This is a genomic window from Paenibacillus pabuli (genome assembly GCF_039831995.1).
GTDB lineage: Bacteria > Bacillota > Bacilli > Paenibacillales > Paenibacillaceae > Paenibacillus > Paenibacillus pabuli_C.
In genome coordinates, this window is the sequence record NZ_JBDOIO010000003.1 from 3,397,821 (window position 1) to 3,416,539 (window position 18,719).

Consider the following 18,719-nt stretch of genomic DNA (forward strand, 5'->3'; position numbering starts at 1 on the left):
ATATTTTCTATCCTTATGATATAGGAAGCTTAACCAGTACCTCGTATGACTTGCCATCCTGGATATCCTTAATCATGTCTCCTTCGATCAATTGACCGTTAACATACACTTCGGTCTTTCGGACAGCCGCATCCCGTTTCATCTCTACCTGCAGCTCGGCACCACGGAACAACCTGGTCACCGAAGCCTTATCCCAATCCGCAGGTAATTGCGGACGAACGAGCAGCCCTTCGGCGTGACCCTGCAATCCGAACAGTCCATCGATCAGGCAGCGATACACCCAAGGTACCGTACCTGTATTGAACAGATGGCTGGAGCGCCCGGCTGTACGTGGATATTGTCTGTAGGCCCCGCGATAATAATTGGGGATGAATACAGGTAACTGCCCCCGCTGGAGGACATCTTCGGTATCGGGACCAGGAATCATTTTGCGAAGGAGTCGATAGGCGTTCTCCTTTTCCTCAACTAAATACAGTGCATAGATGTAGAACGCAGCCGCATGGTTGTAGACCGCCCCATTCTCGGCACTGCCCGGATGTTTTTGCGTAACCCGCCCCACATCTTCCCGCATGGCGGTGAAAGACGGTGCCAACTTCTCCACACCATATGGGGTCTCTAACTGCTCCTCCACTGCCCGGATCAGCTTCTTCCGCTTCTCCTCATCGGCCGCGCCGCTCATCAGCGCCCAACCCTGAGGATTAATATAGATGCGTCCTTCCTGATCCTTGCTGATGCCAAAAACGACATTATCATCCGTTATTCCGCGTGCATACCATTCGCCATCCCAGAGATACTCATTCGCTACAGCATTGGTCCGGTCGGCTTCCTCACGGAATTGCTTCGCTGTTTCGGTATGCCCGGCCTGCTCCGAAATATCCGCCCATACCTTGAACGCATACGCCGTTGCAATGGTGAGCCAGCCGGATACCCCTTTACCCTTATAACCCACCATGTTCATCGGATCACACCAGTCGCCCTGATTAATGAAGTTGAGGCCGCGATGGTCACGATCCTGAATCAGCCAGCGCATGGCCAGATTCATATGCTCCAGCACAGAGGCCTTCTCTTCACTGTCGGCAAATGCAACCTGCTCCTCCAAAATGCTGTAATCATTCGTCTCATCCAGATACGTACGCATACAGACCGGAAGCCAGATACAGTGGTCCGTATGAGGAACCTGGTTGATGTATTTGAGCTCAGCATCCGGGTGCAAAATGATTCCATCCGGCATCGCGCCGCTTGCATGCTGCTGAGCCAGGGCTGTCAGGAAGGCATCTCGTGCGATCCCAGGCTGAATGTAACTCATGCCCATGTTATCCTGCAGATAGTTTCGGGTCTGCGGATCAGTCGTCAGACGGTTCGTTTTGCCGTGGTAATACATTTGGCGTGGCAGCCAGTGGTTTACAAAATTATTCAATCCGTCATCCGGGGTCTGGATCTGGATATTTCCCTGTCCTTCTGCAACGTAAGCGGCATATTCCTGTTCAGCCAAGGCAAAGCCATCCAATCCTTCATGATCCCGTTTGATAAAATACTGCTGCCGGATGCGTTCGATCTCTGCCTCATCATGAGCCGGGCCAAAGATAAACCGATATTCCCGCTCAGCTCCTGCTTCGAGCTCCAACCTGTACTGAAGGACAGCGACAGGTGTCTCATACCTTGCATCCCCGCCCTCTAAGGTGTCCAGCTGCAATGCCGATGGGGCATGAAGGCCGCCCTCGCCCTCGAAACGCTCATGATTCACTTCCCATGAAGCAGGCTTGCGATCCGCAAGCAGGTAGGTCTTGTCGCTGTAATTTTTGACTTTGGCATAATCCTGATACTTCTGATACGGCGTAATGGACGAGCAGACGATTCCCTGCAAATCATCCACATATTCACCGGACTGATTCATCCATGACATATAACCAACCGTGAAATACGGATACATGCTTAGCTTGCGTTTATGAGAGGAAAGGTTCTTCACCTTCACTTGCCACAGCTCCATGGCATCCGCTTTGGGCAGACGCAGGCTCATCTCAATGGAAATGTCATCGCTTACAACATTCCAGCGAATATCGTGTTTACCCACGGCGAACGTATAGCTGTCCGCCTGTTTTCGCACCGGCTCATATGGAGCCGAGAAAATGTTTCCGCCTACTTCATCCTTGATGTAGACAAATCTCCCCGGATGATGCGCATAATACGGCTGCTCCGGCTGCATAAAAGTCTTCGCTTCCAAATTGGGTGCATGCGAGTACTTGGCAGGCTCCGGCTGCATGAATTGCGCCACAGCATATCCGCGGCAATTCATATGGATCATCATCTTTTCGTTCCATAGGAATCCGGATGCCTTAGGCATACTTGTCGGACTGGTCAGCTCGTAATATTCATTGTCGTTCGTTACTCTGATCATCACTGAACCTCTCTTTCGGTTATGAAATTGAAATGACAGAAAACGTTTTAGTAACTTGTATACAACTTCATTCATTATAACACGGGAACGCTTACAGTCACGGATAAATGTTTAAAACTTCATGTAAATTAACCTGCTCAACGCATAAACCTCGAAAACATTCTATTAAAAATATAACTTCTGTAAGAAGGATCGATATAACAAAAAAAGAGCTGAATTCTCAGCTCTTATTGCGCTCCAATTGTTTTTCAATACCCAGCCTGTCAATCTGAATCCAATATTCTGCAATCCGCTCATTTTCCACGCGATATACGGCACTGGCAATTTCAATAACCGGCCGATGGGTTGGTGCATATCCGTCCACTTCACCAATATGTATACCCTCTTGTCTCCAGCGCACATACACCTTATCGCCCTGTGCGATCAGTTCCTGTATCTCAAGTGAGATTTCACCGTACGCCTGAATCATCTCTCGTACATGATCCGCATATTCGGAAGGTGTCCTGTTTACGGTCACTTCCTCTTCGGATACCACCTGATGTGCCAGTACCTGCTCTGCCATCAATGTATCAGCATAATCAAGGTTACGACCTGACCGAACCTCCTCGAAAAAGGCTCTGACAATCTGTTCTGGGGTCATTGCAAGCCACTCCATTTACATTGGATTTTCTGTCACATCTAAAACGCAACCTTCTATATCTTCCCTTATTCTAACATCCATTCCATGGTGGGAGTTCAATCTGTTCTACTGTTCTACGGGACTATTATCCCTATTAACATACCTTGACAATGAGACTATATAACCATAAACTAGCAAAAGACTTTAGGTAATTAATAGGAGGTTTTGCTGATAAGAGGATTCAGATTGATTTTTACCATAAATGATAATGTCAGGTGTATGAACTAGAAAAACCAGAAAGTGGTGTATCATGAAACGTCTATTCGTAATGTTGTTTGCCCTCACTCTACTGCTGGCCGGATGCCAAAGCAATGACAAAGAGAGCAGTCCGAGCGAAAATAATCCCACAGAAACTTTAGAAGGCTCTACCATATTGAGTTTGAAGCAAAAATACGGCTCCGAATCAAGCCCATCGATTATGCCCATGTATAACGTAGCTCAAGACGAAGAATTCCAGTTTACATTTAAGGCTGACCTAAAAACCAGTCGTCTACAAGCAAGTGACATGATTAGTGTACATACGGATATTAAAGCCCTGGAAGCAAGTAAAGTCTATGCCATACCGGAAATCAATGATAATAGCATTTCGATCAAACCTCTCGGATGGGGTGTATTAAGCTCAGAGAAGCTGAAAGCACAAGAACAAAGTACATGGGGTGGTGCCCCCATCTATTACATTCGTCTGAACTATAATCCAGATGCTGAGAAACTGACACTACTTGATCAACCCATGATTATTCCTTTTACAGTAAAATCCGAGCTGCCTGTTCCAAATCTTAAGTATGAGATCGACAAGGATAAACGGTTCACGCTTACCTGGGACAAGGTAGAGGGCGCAGCAGAGTATAAAATCTATAATCGTGCCGATCGAACGGTTATTTTTGAAACAAACAATGTTCCCCTGCAAGGGGCAGAGAAAGCCTACAATGGAAGCAATCCGCTGGTCGTAGCAACGACAACCGAAACATCCTTCAATGATTTCAATGAGGATGGCAAAGGCGGCCTTGGTATCATGAATGAACTAACGACATCCTATCAGAACCATGGTATGAAGGGTGAATACTACGTCACTGCTGTCAGTGGGGACAAGGAATCGAATTTTAGTAACGGTGTGGCTACTGCTCCTCTCTCTAACCAGTTGCCCATGGCTCTAAAAGAACAGCTCTATATGAAGAAATTGAAGAACACAAACGAACTGCCTAAAACAACAAGTATTGAACACATCGACGGTTCCTTCTCCCAAGGATCAATTGTCTACGATACTGCGAATGTAGAAATCTCGGATTTCAACGAAACGAACATTCCTTTTCATATCAAAGGAACCGCTCTTAAGAGCTACGTACGGGTAGAATCTGTAACCAAAGAAGACTTGGCCAAATTGGATCAACAAACGGTCGCTGAGTCCAGTAACGGACTGGTTGAACCAAAAAATGACACTCCTTACGTGCCTGCACCTGATGTGCCAACCATCATTAACAATAATGATGCGCCTGCATCGGAGACTGCAACAGAATCTACGCCTGAAGAGTCTGCAACGACTGCTGTTCCAGCACCTGAAGTTGAAGTGGATGCGACCACTGAAGAAGGTTCTGAACAAGCACCTGCCTCTAACCCTGAAACGGCAGAAGCAAATCTGGTGGACGAACAGAAATCGAACACACAGCAGAATGTTGAAGAAGGCAACCAGGAAACCGTTCCTGAACCAGCTGCAGGTGATAAACTCATCAATGCGGATTCTGCACTGGAAGAAGTGCTGGCCAAAAACATGATTGCAGCTGAAGATCAAATCTCATTGAAAGCTTTTCCCGAAGCCCAAAATTTCACGACACTCTCGGATGTTGTCCTGAAAGTAATGTATCAGAATCCATTGATTCTCGGCGTCGAAGGTTTCGAATACAACTATGGTACATTGACGCTCTCCATTCATTACAATGAATCTGCAGATGTCATCCAGAAGAAACAAGGCGAGATTATTGCCAAAGCAAACGAAGTTGTTGCTTCCATCATCAAGGATGGCATGAAGGATGATGAGAAACGAAAAGCCATCTATGATTATCTGAACGATAATGCGAAGTATGACGATGCGGCACTGGAAAGTGCGGAGCAAAACAACTTTAAAAATGTGGATGCTCAGTTTAACGACTCATTCACCACCTACGGTATTCTGGTCAAAGGGGTTGGTGTATGCGCCAGCTATGCTTCGGTCTACAAGCTGCTCTCCGATCTGTCCGGATTGGACAGCATTGTCGTAACGGGAGCATCCAGTGGTGTCCCTCATGCATGGAACAAGGTCAAAATCGGAAATGAATGGTTCCACGTAGATGCCACGAACAACCTGACCAACTCCGGTATTCCCTACTTCCTATACAATGCAAACGATGAGACGGCTGCAAGTCAGGAAACGATAGCGGATAAAGATTACTGGATCGATTCCGAACTCGAACTGTTTCATGGTGAAAGTGATGCGAATGACTATTATGTGCAAAATGAACTCGAAGTCGCTTCGGTCAATGAATATAAAACGAAGACTGAGAGTGAACTTAAAAATGGGGAGAAACGGGTTATTCTGAGATTGGCCTCCCCTGTTGACTCCGATGAATTAATGACAGCGGCAGGCGAAGCACTTGCTGCGGTGGATGAAGCCCTGCTGAACACGGCACAATTGGCAACGCTGGGCAGTTACACGATTCTGGAAACCAATCCGGAACAAAAATAATAACCAAAACACAAAGAACTCCATCACCCATATCGGGAATGGAGTTCTTTGCTTAACAAGCTAATCCATTGGGGGCCAATTTACGGTCTCCTGTTAAGGACTAACGGTACCACCGTTAGCATTCAGGGTCTCACCGCTCACGTAACTGGATTCCTGGCTCGCCAGGAATACAAAGGCAGGTGCCATCTCGGCAGGTTGTCCTGCCCGGCCAAGTGGCGTATTGGAACCGAAACTAGCAAGCTTCTCGACGGGCTGTCCGCCAACCACCTGAAGCGGTGTCCATACCGGACCTGGCGCTACAACATTCACGCGGATACCTTTGCTGCCGACCTGCTGGGCCAGTGCTTTGCTGAACGTGTTGATGGCCGCCTTCGTCGTTGCATAATCCAGCAGGATTGGTGAAGGACTGTACGCCTGAATGGACGACGTATTGATGATGGAGCTGCCTGGTTTCATATGTTTTACAGCCGCTTTGCAGAGCCAGAACATGGAGTACACATTCGTTTTGAATGTCGCATCGAATTGCTCTGTAGTCAGATCCGCAATCTGTTCCACAAACTGCTGTTTACCTGCCACGTTGGCAAGAATATCGATCCCGCCAAGCTCCTTAACGGCAGACTCAATGAGCTGCTCACAATAGTTCTCATCCTTCAGGTCGCCGGGAATCGCCACAGCCTTACGGCCTGCTTCTTCAATCAGCTGTACCACTTCTTTGGCATCTGCTTCTTCTTCAGGAAGATAAGATAGCACAACATCCGCGCCTTCACGTGCAAAGGCAATAGCCGCCGCGCGGCCAATTCCGCTGTCTGCTCCAGTCACTACGGCTTTGCGTCCAGTCAGACGTCCGCTGCCTTTGTAGCTCTTTTCGCCTGCATCAGGCACAGGTGTCATCTCGCGCTGAAGCCCCGGCTCTTCCTGCTGCTGTTTCCATTCTGATGTTGCCTTCGGATATTGTGTCGTCGGATCTTGTACAGTATGCTGGTCTTGATTAGCCATGTTCAATTCCTCCTTGGATAAATTTACACGCTATAAAAATAGAACCAATGAATTCTACACGTGTCACTACGCGGTCAGAGCAACCTTCCGATCGCTGTTATCCCCCAATTTTTTTCTATTCCTTTAGAAGGAGAAAATTAGGTGATAAAGGCGAACATTTCATTTCTTCAGGTTTTCTCTGCCCTCTACGTTAATGTGTAGATGTGAAGTTCAATTTAGATAGAATGTGTAAATTTCAATTTATTTATAGTTGGGTTTCATAAAAGTTGCACTCTTTTCTTTGTAACCGAGATGGGTGGAATTTAAACTGGGCTTGGCCATTTCCTTATCGCAGCTGCGTACAATTGAATCTCCAGTCACTGGAGGTTGTATAATGGATCATGAGGTGATCTTATTGGATTCAAATCAGGGTTCTAATCCACATAAATATTCGATCGGTGAAGCCGCCAAAATGATTGGTTCCACCGTTAAAACCATCCGTTATTACGACGAGATCGGACTGGTTCATCCCTCTCTGCACACGGAAGGCGGCCACCGTCTCTATACCCCCCAAGACCTGTGGCGGCTGGAGCTAATCACAACGCTTCGCTATCTGAATTTCGGCATACCAGATATTCGCAAGCTCATGTCTGGTGAACTGGGTGTCTCGCAGGCGCTGGACCTGCAGATTGAAGCGCTTGAGACCCAGATCGGTACTCTGAATTCCATGCTCTCTATTTTGCAGCAAGCCAAGCAGCATGAAGCCGAAACTCCATTGCATGCAGATCAATCTCTCAGCTATGTGTCCAGCCTGGTGGATTCGCTTACCGCCCATGCCAAGAAACGCAAACAGTTCATCTCTGCCAAAATGGAAGAATCCCATCTTCTGGATGGACTCCCGCAGGAATGGAGAGTTTCATTCTTGCATTTCTTTGATAAATACTTGATGAAAGATACCAAAATGTCTGCCGAGCAAACGATGGCCTGGAATGAAATCCAGGAAATCATTAATGATCCCGGCTATTTTGCCGATCTGGCCCGACTCGAACTCCCCTTCTTCACGATGGCGAACCATCCACAAGTTGAGGCGGAAGTCTGGGTGAAGAAAATGGAGGAAATCCGCGTCCGGGCCACCGAGGCATTGTCCAAGCAATGGCCGCCAGACAGTCCTGCGGTTCAGGGGATCGTGCAGGATTTTGTCATGTTGTACGCGAGTATTGAGCATACCGGAGACCCGGAGGCTTTTTTCCGAACTCAGGCTCAGTACATGCTGGACTCTGTTACGGAGCGCATCCTTCGTTTTAATAGGCTGTGTATGGTGGTGAATCCCGAGTGGAGCGAGATCGTCGACGGGATTAACCTGCTTCAGGAAGGCATGCGGCTGCGGTTACAACAAATGGAAGAAGACTGAAGTCCAGTCTCCTTCCATTTATCCGTTTATCCCTTTTTCAACGAATAGGATTCATGTTCTCCCACGTTACTATCCATCTGCAGCGGTTGTCCTTTCAGGTAGTGATTAAAAAAGTCGATGGTTGTATCATTTATCAACTGTTGTGCCTCATGCGCATCTACACCCTGGGACCATTCCAGAATAGGAGATATCAAATAGAGGTCAGAGAAACTCAGATGTTTGGTGTTATTCAGCTCCATCCAGTAGTTTCCTCCTGCCGTTACCGGCTCATAGCGTGCGTATACTTCCTCATAGTATTTCTCGGCTTCCGGACGGGTCGTGCCCATGGCAGCGATCTCTTCGTCACTCATGACGCTTGTTCCTGCAACCGTTGTGTCTGCACTCATCATCAGGAACGGTTTGCCAACTCCTTCAGCAGGAATGCGTTTCTCGCCAAAAAGTACCCCATCCATATTCATGCCTGCCTTGAGGCGCGGATCATCCATCAACATCTGTACCGTCGTTGCCCCGCCAAATGAATGCCCGAACATGCCCATGTTGTCCAGATCCATGTGACCGGTAAAACGTCCGCTCGGATCATTCGCAGCCAATTTCTCCACCTCATCCAGTACGAATTGCGCATCCTTCACCCAGGTCTCATTAAGCTTGTCCATATAACTGAATTGCAGCTGTTCGAAGCCCTCTTTGCCCTCCGATTCAAACTGAGCCACACGTCCATCCGGAAATACGGATACCAAACTGCTGTAGGTGTGATTAATGCCAACGACAATGTAACCCTGACTAACAAGCTGCTCCACCTGGAACGTATTTTGATTTTCATAGCCATGCAGACCATGAGAGAAAAGGATCACCGGATACCTGGCCTCCGCATCCGATAACGATGCTTCCTGTATTGCATGAGTTTGGACCTGGCCCAAACTTGAGAATAACAGCTTCGGCAGCTGCAGCACTTCATTGAAGGCTGTTGCATAAACCGCTGGATCGTTTACATACGGAGCTGTTTTCCCCTTGACATCGGGATCTGTTGGATACCAGATCTGTACCATCAGCTCCCTTTGGTCTCCGGCGGTACTCGTCAGCAATTCCTCCCGGCTATTGTCCGTCCAATCATAGGAGACTGTGCCGATTCCATAAGGCCCTGTTGGTTTTTCGAACGAAAATACCGGAAATAGAAGCGGCAGGCCTACCGTAACCACTGCATACAACAGTACCAGCAACTTTGCTGTAATGGACCGAACATGACCAGACTTTCGCGCCGTAGACGCAGATAATATAGCAGCACATTTACCTTTTTCAGAGGCCAAACCAACACGCGTATACCGTCTTGCTTCTGTGATTACAACAACCACGGGAACCAGTGTCAGCACGTATGCCGAGATCATTGGCCAACGTATTCCCTCAACCACACCATGGATCAACAGCAGCGCAGCCGATGTGACAAACCCTCCCCATACCCATTTCCGCGGTTTATTCCTTCCCCCAATCAACCACACCAGCATTATTACGTTGAAAATAAGGTAAATCCATTCTACAGTCCTCATCTTGCTTATGCCCCCTCTTTTATCAGCTGCGCTTAAGTTACAAAACCATACAGCAGCAGCTTTTCTATTCGTAATCATAAAACCTCCTGTAACAGGAGCTTCAAGAGGGGATTTTTCTAGAAAAAAGTAACTACTGAGAACCAATAAAAAAAGAGAGGGGATTCCCCTCTCTTCTTTTACATATTCTAATTTCAAAATCATCGAAAATTACCAGGATGTACGTGGTTTTTGAATTGAATCCGTTTCTTTTTCTATATCTGTCATCATATCTTTAATCCGGTCCAAAGCCAGTTGAAGTTGCTTTTGATGTGCATCCAGGCGATGTGCCATCGATCGAATCTGCTCTTGTGTAGGAGGCTGCGGCGCATGGGAGATTTCAATCAATTCTTTTTCAATAGCATCTATGCCATCCAATCCTGTACCCAGCATCTCAATGCCAAACTTGGCCTTATCTGCAATATGATCTATCTTTAAAGCCGTTTCTTTTGCTTGTTTGTTGCCCCAGCCACCCGATATGTAATTGGGCTGACCTACAGGTGGTGTATAATCGCTCATAGAGACCTATCCTCCCTATTTCTGATACTTATCGGTAATTTCATCAATCTTATCTGTCAACTTGTCGATCTCGTCCGTGAGACTATCGATTTCGTTGGTTAACTTGTCTACATCTTTAATGTTCTTCTGAACTTCGTCAATGTTGCCGCTAGTAGCTATAACTTTGGACATTACTTCTTGTGCAATCGATGTCACAAGTACTTGTACATGATCAGGAGCATCTTGTCCAACTTGTGCGACCAATCTATCAATCAGAGGCTTGATCTGAGATAATGTCGTTGCAGCGTTTGAAAGCTCACGACCACAAGAGTTCAATTCGGAGTCAATCTTGTCCGATACACGGTCAATTTTGGATTGAGTGATCTGGTCGATTTCTCTGATGACTTTGTCGATATCATTTGACATCTCACGTACTGCGCCTTTTCCTACTAACATTAGCAAACTCCCCCAGTATGTTTACAAATTCTTCAATCCTCTTGATTATAAGGTAAGCCTGAATACTGATCAATAAATTAAGTTGTTATTTCGACTCATTTTTACAAAAAAAACAAAAAATGCACCCTTGAATGACACCGAATCTCTGAAGATTCTCCGATGTATTCAAGAAATGCATTTTGGGCATCCGCTGAACAATCAACTTACGGTTGTATCATATGAAGTTTACTGATCTTCTCCGCCATCTACACGCTGTTTTTTTCCAACACCGAATATGAAATATCCGATCACCACGATGGCCATAAAGGTCGCACCTACAATCAGGGGCAAGCGTGTATCCGGGTTAAACGCCATCCCGATGATAACGAGGATCAGATACACAATAATAATGTAGTTGCTGATGGGGAACCATTTGGACTTGAAGTTGTGTTCACCCATCTCTTTACCCCAGCGCTTTCTGAACCGGAACTGGCTGAAGGCCAGTGCGAACCATGGCACCATCCCCGGAAGAACACTTGCACTGTAGATATACAGGAACAGTTTGGAATTCGGCATCAGGTAGTTCAATATTACACCGATCAGCAACAGGGAGATCGTAATAACGATGCTGTTGCGTGGAACCCCGCCTTTGGACAGCTTTTTGAAAAAGGCAGGTGCCTGTCCATTCTCCGCAAGCGTGTATAACATACGTCCCGCACTGTAAATTCCACTGTTACATCCTGACATTGCCGCCGTGAGCACCACGAAGTTGATAATGCCCGCAGCAGCCACGATACCGACCTTGGCAAATGTGAGTACAAACGGGCTTCCCGTCTGTCCCACTTCATTCCAGGGGTACAGTGTCACGATGACAAAGATGGCCCCTACATAAAAGATAAGAATACGCCATACAATATTTTTGATGGCTTTACGCAGTGTTTGCTTCGGATTCTCCGCTTCCCCGGCCGTAATGCCGACCATTTCCACGCCCTGATAGGCTGCCGTCACAATACATAGAGCAAATAAGAATCCTTTGAGCCCTCCAGGGAAAAAGCCCCCATGACTCACGAGGTTCGATAATCCGATCGGCTCCCCGCCGTTACCCAGACCGAAGAAGATTAAGCCGGTTCCGATGACGATCATGAACACAATGGCTGTTACCTTAATCATGGCAAACCAGAATTCAAACTCACCGTAATATTTAACCGCAGCCAGATTCGCCGCCGCAATAATGAGCACGCCAGCCAGTGCCGGCAGCCATTGCGGAATATCCGGAAACCAGTATCCGACATAAATGCCGATCGCCGTAACTTCCGCCATCCCCACCGTTACCCAGAGGAACCAGTAACTCCAGGCAGTCAGGAACCCCGCAAGCGGACTGATATATTTATGAGCAAATGTGGCAAAGGATCCGGTGACAGGCTCCTGAATCAACATCTCTCCCATAATACGCATGACAAAAAAGATAATGATCCCGGCCAGCAGATAGGCCAGCAGCACCGAAGGACCTGCCCATTTGATCGTACTCGCCGATCCCATGAACAATCCAACGCCGATTGTACCCCCGAGTGCAATCAGCTCTACGTGACGGGGCTTTAGCCCTCTAGATAGTTGCTTCGATTCCAAACGATTCTCCCCTTTTCTTGTTTGCAGCTTCGTGTTGTCAGATTTACATTTCCATTTTCGTGTTCACATTAACGCAATGCAGAATTGCTTCACCAAATTGTACGAGATGTGCCGCAGAAATACAACAAGGAATGTAAGGAAGCGTTTTTATTAAGAATGTTTATCATTTTTGTATTTTAAATATAGCCGCATCGAACATGGACCTAACAAACAGGATACTGGAACAATCTTGCTACCTATCCGTATCTTCTATAAACGCTTATAGGGGAGGCACCATATGCCTGACTTGTCGCTGGTCTTATTTTTGTTCAACCTGTCTCTATTTCTTCTGCACGAAATGGATGCGATCAGGCGGTCCGAGTGGAGATTGTTTATCGTGTTGAAAGAGATGGAAGACGAGAAAGCTTATAGGTATTTTACATGGGTGCACCTGCCCCTATACACCGTCATCCTCTCCCTGCTCTTCAGTTCGTATCAGACAATTACATTCTGGGTGCTGGACATCTTTTTCATCATACATACGATATTGCATTTCTTGTTTGAGAAGCACCCTCGCAATCAATTTAAAAATTCGTTCTCAAGGTCATTCATCTACCCCATGGGAATTTTTGCTTTAATCCATTTGATATTCCTAATAAACTAGGGGTAACAACTACTCATTTCGGGAGGTCTGCATATGGAACAGCAGCACGCAGCACGAGTCGAATTATTCGTTTCCAACGTACAGTTGATCAAGAAGTCATTCAAATGGCAAAATCCGATGATGCACCGCCTGGCGGCACTTCTCTATGCAGCCGAAAATAAAACAGCAGATGGCGAGGCCATTCGTCAGAGTCATGATCTAATGAAGCAAAATACAAACCTCTTTTCCGTATTCAGAGGCAATTCGGCCATCAGTATTGCCGCCATGCTCTCCCTTACCACGGATCAGGAGTCGAAGATGGCGGATACCCTACATGTCTACGATCTGATGAAACAGATCAAGTTTCGCACTTCCGATTTCCTGGCCGCTGCTGCCTATCAGATTGCTGCCCAGGCAACGCCTGACCAGTTTCAGTACACGGTGGAGCGTGCCAAGGCTTTTTACGATCAGATGAAAGCAAAACACCGCTTCCTGACCGGGCAGGATGACTATATTTTTGCAGCCATGCTGGCTCTCTCCGATCTGGATGTGGAATCCGGTGTGGCCCGCTTGGAGCAGCTCTACCGTGAACTGAAGCCAGAATTCTCCCCTGGCAACAGTGTGCAGGCATTAACCCAGGTACTGGTCCTTGGAGACGACAATCCTGAATCAAGCGCGCGTGTATTGGCGTTACAGGAGGCGTTCCGTAAACGCAGCATCCGCTTGGATAAAACGTATACCCTATCCTCCCTCGGAGTGCTCTCTCTGCTGCCTGTAAACCAAGACACACTGGTGGATCAGGTCCAAGAAACGGTTGACTGGCTGCGCGAGCAAAAGGGCTTCGGGGCATGGTCGATCACCAAACAAGAACTGCTTCTATTCTCATCGGCCCTCGTGGCTGTTCAGCATGTTGAGAATCTGCGAAGCGGCGTGCTGACCACGACACTCTCTACCAGCATCACCAACATTATCATCGCACAGCAGGCCGCCATGGCCTCCGCTGCCGCGGCATCGGCTGCTGCTGCCGCTTCATCTTCTTCAAGCTGACGTTTCCCATGGAATTTTTCATGAGAGTAAAGACCCCTCTGAATGATTCAGAGGGGTCTTTAGGTTATTCAAAATGAGTATAGAACAATTAATCAACTTTCAAAACTAGAGGATTCCCGCTTCGCGGAACTCTTCCACAAAACTGTCCAGCCAATCGTCACCATAATCCAGTGCACCCATATCACTTTCAATAAAAGCAACATCCAGACCCATGACCCAGAATCGGCGAGCGACAATGAATAGGTCCACGGCCTGTTCGTCCGCTGGAGAGAAGCTTCGTATCGAACGATAACCTGCCATGAGTGCATTCCATAATGCTGCTTTTTGCTCACCGGATTGTCTCTTTCTAGCCTTTACCTGAGCCAGGTCGTAAGCACGCCAGCCTTTGGCTGTCCACTCCAGGTCATAATGCGTAAACAAGTTTCCCTGCTGAAAGGCATTATTGTTGCCATGCATATCGCCATGACACAGCCCCCATTCCAGACTCTGGCTGGATGCCGTAATGCGCTTCTTCAGCTCCTGAGTAAACGCATACAAAAATGGTGCCGATTCATGCGACTCTCCGATATACGCTATAATGCGGGCGAGCGGCTGATCAATCAGAAATGGTGTATCCAGCTCATATCTCGGCTGCTCCAGTACCACCTGATCCATAGCTCCGTGCAGCTCAGCCGCAGATTGACCAAAAGCAAAACAGGACTCTTCATCCTCCAGGTTGTTCTCGTTCCCCTCAATATAGCGGAAGATCACGGCTACCCGTTTGCCTTCCGGCGCACCCAGCACGGTGTAATCCCTGTTATCCTTCCTCTTAATGTAATCTCCAACATCTGCATGCACCGAAGAATTCAGTATCGCTTTTAATTGAGATAGCACAGACAACTCCGTGATTACTTCTTCCTCTCCGATCTCTGCTCGGTAAACCCGAAGGATATACAAGCCAGTGGACGTTTTTACCCTGTATGTATCATTCAATCCTCGCAGCCAAAACAAACATTCTTCCCATTGACCCAGTTCATATTGATCTCTTAGAGCAAACTCCAAATATTTTGGGCTTAAAATAGACCGCAAAGCCACTGGTTGGTTAAAATTAATCATAATGTGCTCCTTCAGTTTAATTATTTCTGTTATCCCTATCATTCAATATATAGGTTACAGGTACGTTTTGGAAGTGAGGTTCTACTGTGAATCATCAATGGTTTGCAACTATGAACTCAGATTGGTTCTATAATCAGGCAGTTGCCTGTCCTGCGTTGTACGATTCAACAGGCTCGCTATACACTCTCGATCAAAAAAAGCCAGATATACAGCTAATACATCATCCTCGTTTTCGCCAACAGCCAGTTCGAATAGGAGATTGACACCGTCCTTATAAAATATCCGCCAGGCCTGAAGAGATGACGTTTCTGGAATTTCATATGCTCCATCGCTTAATCCCCAATAGGATCGGTAATCCGATAACCCCCACATGTTCTCATCAAAAATAACCCAATAAGGCAGCCTGTCCTCCACCCCCATTTGAATGAATGCCTTGCTTACCAGGAAATTGGTGAGCGATTCATTCTCCAGCGACCAATCCGGATGGTTCCACGCACACAGATACACAGGCGGGTCTTCTTTCGTCAGATCACTGAAACGAATGCCGCAATAGATCACTGATTCTTCGCATTGATAAAATACCAAAAACGCCTTGTCCGTTGTAAAAAACTCCGAATCAGGTACAAAAATATCCTCCAAAGCCATCGGTTCATACTGATTATTGCAATGCTGGGTAATATATTGGGACCGCCCAAACCTCTTATAGTATTCACGCAGAGCGGCTGGAAACGGCTTGCCGAGGCGGCTCTCCTGCTCCTGAATGTCTTCCTCTGTAATGAAATCCTCTGCTTCATCATGACCTTGAAGGAATTCGGTCAAAACTCTAAAATCTGCAATCAAGTCAATCTCCTCCTCTCACCAGAACGTATCTTTCAAGGAACAGACGGGCCTCCGGAAATAGCAATGGAGCGACATGATCTATGGAGAACCATCGAATATCATCGATTTCATCATCCTGAGGTTTCAGGTCGGTTCCGTCTCCGGAGTACTGGACCAGAAACATTGTCGTTTCCTGCCCCAGATAGCCCAATTTCTGCTGCGTTATGGCATCGAAACGAAAGGCAATTCTGTCCTCAAATTGCTTGGTAATTGTATAGTTCGTTGATCCGGTTTCTTCTTCTAATTCCCTGAGCAGTGCCGCCTCCATGCTCTTGTCCTGCGGCTCCATCCCGCCCTTCGGGAAATCCCACGTTCCTTTGATTTTGCCCTGCGCTCCCTTCACCTTATGAACCAATAGCAATTTGCCATCCTTTTGGATGACGGCGCCGACAGCCATTCGAATCATTGATTACACCCCCACGATCTTGAGTCTAGAGTAAGATATATTTGGTTTACATGTATGGTTTACATTATAAAATATTCATGCGCAGAATTCCTTTGTAGCCAAAATAGACCGCTCCCTGGCCAGGGATACGGTCTATGAAGACGATATTTTATGAAGAAAATATTCTATGAGGATACCGATTTGGTTACGCCAATCTTGGTGATGACCGTGTCATACGGAGCCAGTTCCAGCGTTTGTTTTCCAAACTCTGTATCAATCGTTGTTGTTTGAACCTTGTCACTATTGTTGATCACAACCAATATGTTACTTTCCGGATAATAAGCACACTCGGTGTACAAGTTATCCGGGATATACTTCGTTTCTTCGTACACTTGGCCTGCATAGCGAATCAGATTCAGCAGCAATCTGGTATTCTCCCAGTTGAATTCGAAGGCGGGAAGATAGATTCCTTTTCCTTTGCCGAAGGCATGCGCAGTCAACGTAATGTAACCATCCGTTTCGTGCAGCACCTCAGCTGTACCATCGGTAAGATAAATGCCTTTCTTCGGCATTATGCTGGCCTTACCCGGTACCAACCCCTGTTCATCCTGAGCCTCAAACGACCATTTTCCGTGAACGACTCTGGCCCCTGTATCTTCATCCACGCCAAGAACATGTGCCATTCGGAAAAAGCTGTCGTACCCCTCGATCGCCGAAGGCTGATTGATGCCTATAAATGCCCCACCTTGATACACCCACTCCGTCAGTAGGTCCACACACGTATGGTCGTTCCAGTGCTCCCCACCGCTCCATGCGGAACCGGCAGAGCCGGCATTGATCACGACATCGCAGTCTTTAAGAACGCCCTGACGGATGTCTTCAAAATTGATGAACCGCACTTCAACCGGTAATCCGGATAAGGCTTCATTGACATGAATCAAGTCATGCATATACGTTTCATGGAAATGCCCGGATAACGTCCACGATCTCAGTTTGCCCCAGCTATGCAGCACGGCTACCTTGGTCTTGATCTGATAAGGCTTGCCAGCCTGATGCAGTTCCTTCATTTCCCTGAATTCATTCGCAATCTTCTCGATGTATTCTACAAAATCCGGATAAGGTTCAACCAGGTGCAGATACCCGCCCAGTCCAATCCGGTCGATCGGCTCTCTGAGCAGGGCTCGCCGGATATTAATCCAATACTTCTTGGCATCCAGCGTAGGGTCGCCGCCCTCCTTGAAGGTAGGAAGCCCGCCTAAACCCACCGGGAACAAGTAAGGATGCAGCCTGATTTCATGCGTATCCACGTCGATACCCGAGCACATTCTTGCCTCATACCCGGAGAATACACATTTGATCATGCCGTCGAATCCAAACTCCTGAAAGCGGTCATTATAAGGCTCCATGCCAACCCAACTGTCATCGTAGAAGACATAAGCCAGCTTGTCATGTTGGTGTACAATATCAATCAGCTTTTTGCCGAATTCAATCACAAAATCATGAATGAATGCCATCCAGTCCAGCTTGCGCTGATCCGCAGGGATATGACTGACCCGGTATTTCCCGCCATTTACGAAATCCTCGGCCGTGAGGGAATAGCCAGCCTTTTTGGCAAACAGATCAAGCGCTCTTGCGCTTACCGTAAAATCGTATGAACCCCAGTCCGAGAACAAATGGCGGTTCCGCTCACTGCTGCCCCAGATCCAGGCGAAATTATAGAACAGGGACGTAAACCGAACCACGGTCGTTTCCTTGTGCTCCTGGCACCAATGTTCCATCCAATTCAGCAAGTATGCTTGGGTTTCCGGATAGATGGGATCGATCTGCATCAGATGCTCTTTATCCCAGTCATTCGTCGTGTGATTGTACATCGAAATCTCTTCCCATATCCGGTAAACCATGAAGCTGACGGTGTATTTATGCCACGGAACGATGCCGGTAATAACCACATTGCCGGATTCACGTTCATAATTCCACTGTTCTCTCGGCACTTCTTGTCCCGTCGTCCGGTCATAGACCTGCCAATACTTGAACGCCTCCCGGGAATCGTTCACTCTGAATTGTTCAGCGAAAAAATCCTCCATCAGGTAGATGGACAGGTAATCCTGCACGGCCACCTTGGGGTTGGTGATGAGAAAACATTGCTGCAGCTTATCCGTATTGCGGGATGCCCACTCATTATGATCCCGGATGATACAGATCGTCGAATATATACCGTATCCTGCGTTGATAATCTCATCCGACAATTTCGTTCCGTCACTATCACGAATGACATCGGCACCCCAACGTTCAGCGAGTTCCAGTGTCAGAGCCTCATAACCCGATTCTCCGGGCAAGGTAAAGGCCCCCGTTGATTTTTTGGACAAATTGGATCTCCTC

15 protein-coding genes are annotated in these 18,719 nt (G+C 47.2%); 4 read left to right on the top strand and 11 right to left on the bottom strand.

Annotated features, from left to right (window positions below; genetic code table 11):
* Nucleotides 1-13: 13 nt before the first annotated feature.
* A complete protein-coding gene (locus tag ABGV42_RS17295; protein WP_347382743.1) occupies nucleotides 14-2,395 on the bottom strand; it encodes a GH36-type glycosyl hydrolase domain-containing protein in 2,382 nt (793 codons plus the stop codon).
* A 220-nt stretch (nucleotides 2,396-2,615) separates the two neighbouring features.
* A complete protein-coding gene (locus ABGV42_RS17300) occupies nucleotides 2,616-3,035 on the bottom strand; it encodes an ester cyclase (RefSeq protein ID WP_095360986.1) in 420 nt (139 codons plus the stop codon).
* 289 nt (nucleotides 3,036-3,324) lie between these two features.
* Here ABGV42_RS17300 and ABGV42_RS17305 point away from each other — a divergent pair, with 289 nt between their 5' ends.
* Nucleotides 3,325-5,790, top strand: coding sequence for a transglutaminase domain-containing protein (locus ABGV42_RS17305; protein ID WP_347382744.1), 2,466 nt, complete (start codon nucleotides 3,325-3,327; stop codon nucleotides 5,788-5,790).
* Between the two features lie 93 nt (nucleotides 5,791-5,883).
* On the opposite strand, the gene ABGV42_RS17310 is transcribed toward ABGV42_RS17305, so the two are convergent.
* Entirely contained in the window at nucleotides 5,884-6,786 is a 903-nt protein-coding gene (locus ABGV42_RS17310) for an SDR family oxidoreductase (RefSeq protein ID WP_095360984.1), read from the bottom strand.
* A 373-nt stretch (nucleotides 6,787-7,159) separates the two neighbouring features.
* Here ABGV42_RS17310 and ABGV42_RS17315 point away from each other — a divergent pair, with 373 nt between their 5' ends.
* On the top strand, nucleotides 7,160-8,176 hold the full coding sequence (locus ABGV42_RS17315) for a MerR family transcriptional regulator (RefSeq protein WP_347382745.1): 1,017 nt from the start codon (nucleotides 7,160-7,162) through the stop codon (nucleotides 8,174-8,176).
* A 26-nt stretch (nucleotides 8,177-8,202) separates the two neighbouring features.
* On the opposite strand, the gene ABGV42_RS17320 is transcribed toward ABGV42_RS17315, so the two are convergent.
* The 4 genes from ABGV42_RS17320 to ABGV42_RS17335 form a co-directional block, all read right to left on the bottom strand.
* The gene (locus tag ABGV42_RS17320) at nucleotides 8,203-9,717 is read right to left on the bottom strand and encodes an alpha/beta hydrolase family protein (protein WP_347382746.1); all 1,515 of its coding nucleotides are present in this window, start codon (nucleotides 9,715-9,717) and stop codon (nucleotides 8,203-8,205) included.
* Between the two features lie 207 nt (nucleotides 9,718-9,924).
* Nucleotides 9,925-10,272: a hypothetical protein gene (locus ABGV42_RS17325; protein WP_347382747.1), complete on the bottom strand. Its 348-nt coding sequence runs from the start codon at nucleotides 10,270-10,272 to the stop codon at nucleotides 9,925-9,927.
* A 15-nt stretch (nucleotides 10,273-10,287) separates the two neighbouring features.
* The gene (locus ABGV42_RS17330; RefSeq protein WP_095288570.1) at nucleotides 10,288-10,707 is read right to left on the bottom strand and encodes a hypothetical protein; all 420 of its coding nucleotides are present in this window, start codon (nucleotides 10,705-10,707) and stop codon (nucleotides 10,288-10,290) included.
* Between the two features lie 225 nt (nucleotides 10,708-10,932).
* The gene (locus ABGV42_RS17335; protein ID WP_347382748.1) at nucleotides 10,933-12,312 is read right to left on the bottom strand and encodes an amino acid permease; all 1,380 of its coding nucleotides are present in this window, start codon (nucleotides 12,310-12,312) and stop codon (nucleotides 10,933-10,935) included.
* A 277-nt stretch (nucleotides 12,313-12,589) separates the two neighbouring features.
* On the opposite strand from ABGV42_RS17335, the gene ABGV42_RS17340 reads away from it, so the two are divergent.
* Nucleotides 12,590-12,955, top strand: a complete 366-nt coding sequence (locus tag ABGV42_RS17340; RefSeq protein WP_347382749.1) for a DUF6713 family protein — start codon at nucleotides 12,590-12,592, stop codon at nucleotides 12,953-12,955.
* Between the two features lie 33 nt (nucleotides 12,956-12,988).
* Nucleotides 12,989-13,981 (top strand): DUF4003 family protein, encoded by a 993-nt coding sequence (locus tag ABGV42_RS17345; protein WP_347382750.1) that lies wholly within the window; start codon nucleotides 12,989-12,991, stop codon nucleotides 13,979-13,981.
* Between the two features lie 105 nt (nucleotides 13,982-14,086).
* Here the strand turns inward: ABGV42_RS17345 and ABGV42_RS17350 are convergent, their stop codons facing one another.
* The 4 genes from ABGV42_RS17350 to gnpA all read right to left on the bottom strand — a co-directional run bounded on the left by ABGV42_RS17350 (nucleotide 14,087) and on the right by gnpA (nucleotide 18,706).
* Entirely contained in the window at nucleotides 14,087-15,076 is a 990-nt protein-coding gene (locus ABGV42_RS17350; RefSeq protein WP_347382751.1) for a phosphotransferase, read from the bottom strand.
* Between the two features lie 108 nt (nucleotides 15,077-15,184).
* On the bottom strand, nucleotides 15,185-15,916 hold the full coding sequence (locus tag ABGV42_RS17355) for an SMI1/KNR4 family protein (protein ID WP_347382752.1): 732 nt from the start codon (nucleotides 15,914-15,916) through the stop codon (nucleotides 15,185-15,187).
* Nucleotide 15,917: 1 nt separating this feature from the next.
* Nucleotides 15,918-16,361: an NUDIX hydrolase gene (locus ABGV42_RS17360; RefSeq protein WP_347382753.1), complete on the bottom strand. Its 444-nt coding sequence runs from the start codon at nucleotides 16,359-16,361 to the stop codon at nucleotides 15,918-15,920.
* Nucleotides 16,362-16,525: 164 nt separating this feature from the next.
* Nucleotides 16,526-18,706: a 1,3-beta-galactosyl-N-acetylhexosamine phosphorylase gene (gene gnpA, locus ABGV42_RS17365; protein ID WP_347382754.1), complete on the bottom strand. Its 2,181-nt coding sequence runs from the start codon at nucleotides 18,704-18,706 to the stop codon at nucleotides 16,526-16,528.
* Nucleotides 18,707-18,719: the final 13 nt, after the last annotated feature.

Bases quoted from the DNA above. Each gene is read 5' to 3' on its own strand.
- ABGV42_RS17305 (WP_347382744.1), top strand. From the start codon at position 3,325: ATGAAACGTCTATTCGTAATGTTGTTTGCCCTCACTCTACTGCTGGCC.
- ABGV42_RS17325 (WP_347382747.1), bottom strand. From the start codon at position 10,272: ATGAGCGATTATACACCACCTGTAGGTCAGCCCAATTACATATCGGGT.
- ABGV42_RS17295 (WP_347382743.1), bottom strand. From the start codon at position 2,395: ATGATCAGAGTAACGAACGACAATGAATATTACGAGCTGACCAGTCCG.
- ABGV42_RS17320 (WP_347382746.1), bottom strand. From the start codon at position 9,717: ATGAGGACTGTAGAATGGATTTACCTTATTTTCAACGTAATAATGCTG.
- ABGV42_RS17360 (WP_347382753.1), bottom strand. From the start codon at position 16,361: ATGATTCGAATGGCTGTCGGCGCCGTCATCCAAAAGGATGGCAAATTG.
- ABGV42_RS17340 (WP_347382749.1), top strand. From the start codon at position 12,590: ATGCCTGACTTGTCGCTGGTCTTATTTTTGTTCAACCTGTCTCTATTT.
- ABGV42_RS17350 (WP_347382751.1), bottom strand. From the start codon at position 15,076: ATGATTAATTTTAACCAACCAGTGGCTTTGCGGTCTATTTTAAGCCCA.
- ABGV42_RS17345 (WP_347382750.1), top strand. From the start codon at position 12,989: ATGGAACAGCAGCACGCAGCACGAGTCGAATTATTCGTTTCCAACGTA.
- ABGV42_RS17315 (WP_347382745.1), top strand. From the start codon at position 7,160: ATGGATCATGAGGTGATCTTATTGGATTCAAATCAGGGTTCTAATCCA.
- ABGV42_RS17330 (WP_095288570.1), bottom strand. From the start codon at position 10,707: ATGTTAGTAGGAAAAGGCGCAGTACGTGAGATGTCAAATGATATCGAC.
- ABGV42_RS17300 (WP_095360986.1), bottom strand. From the start codon at position 3,035: ATGACCCCAGAACAGATTGTCAGAGCCTTTTTCGAGGAGGTTCGGTCA.
- ABGV42_RS17310 (WP_095360984.1), bottom strand. From the start codon at position 6,786: ATGGCTAATCAAGACCAGCATACTGTACAAGATCCGACGACACAATAT.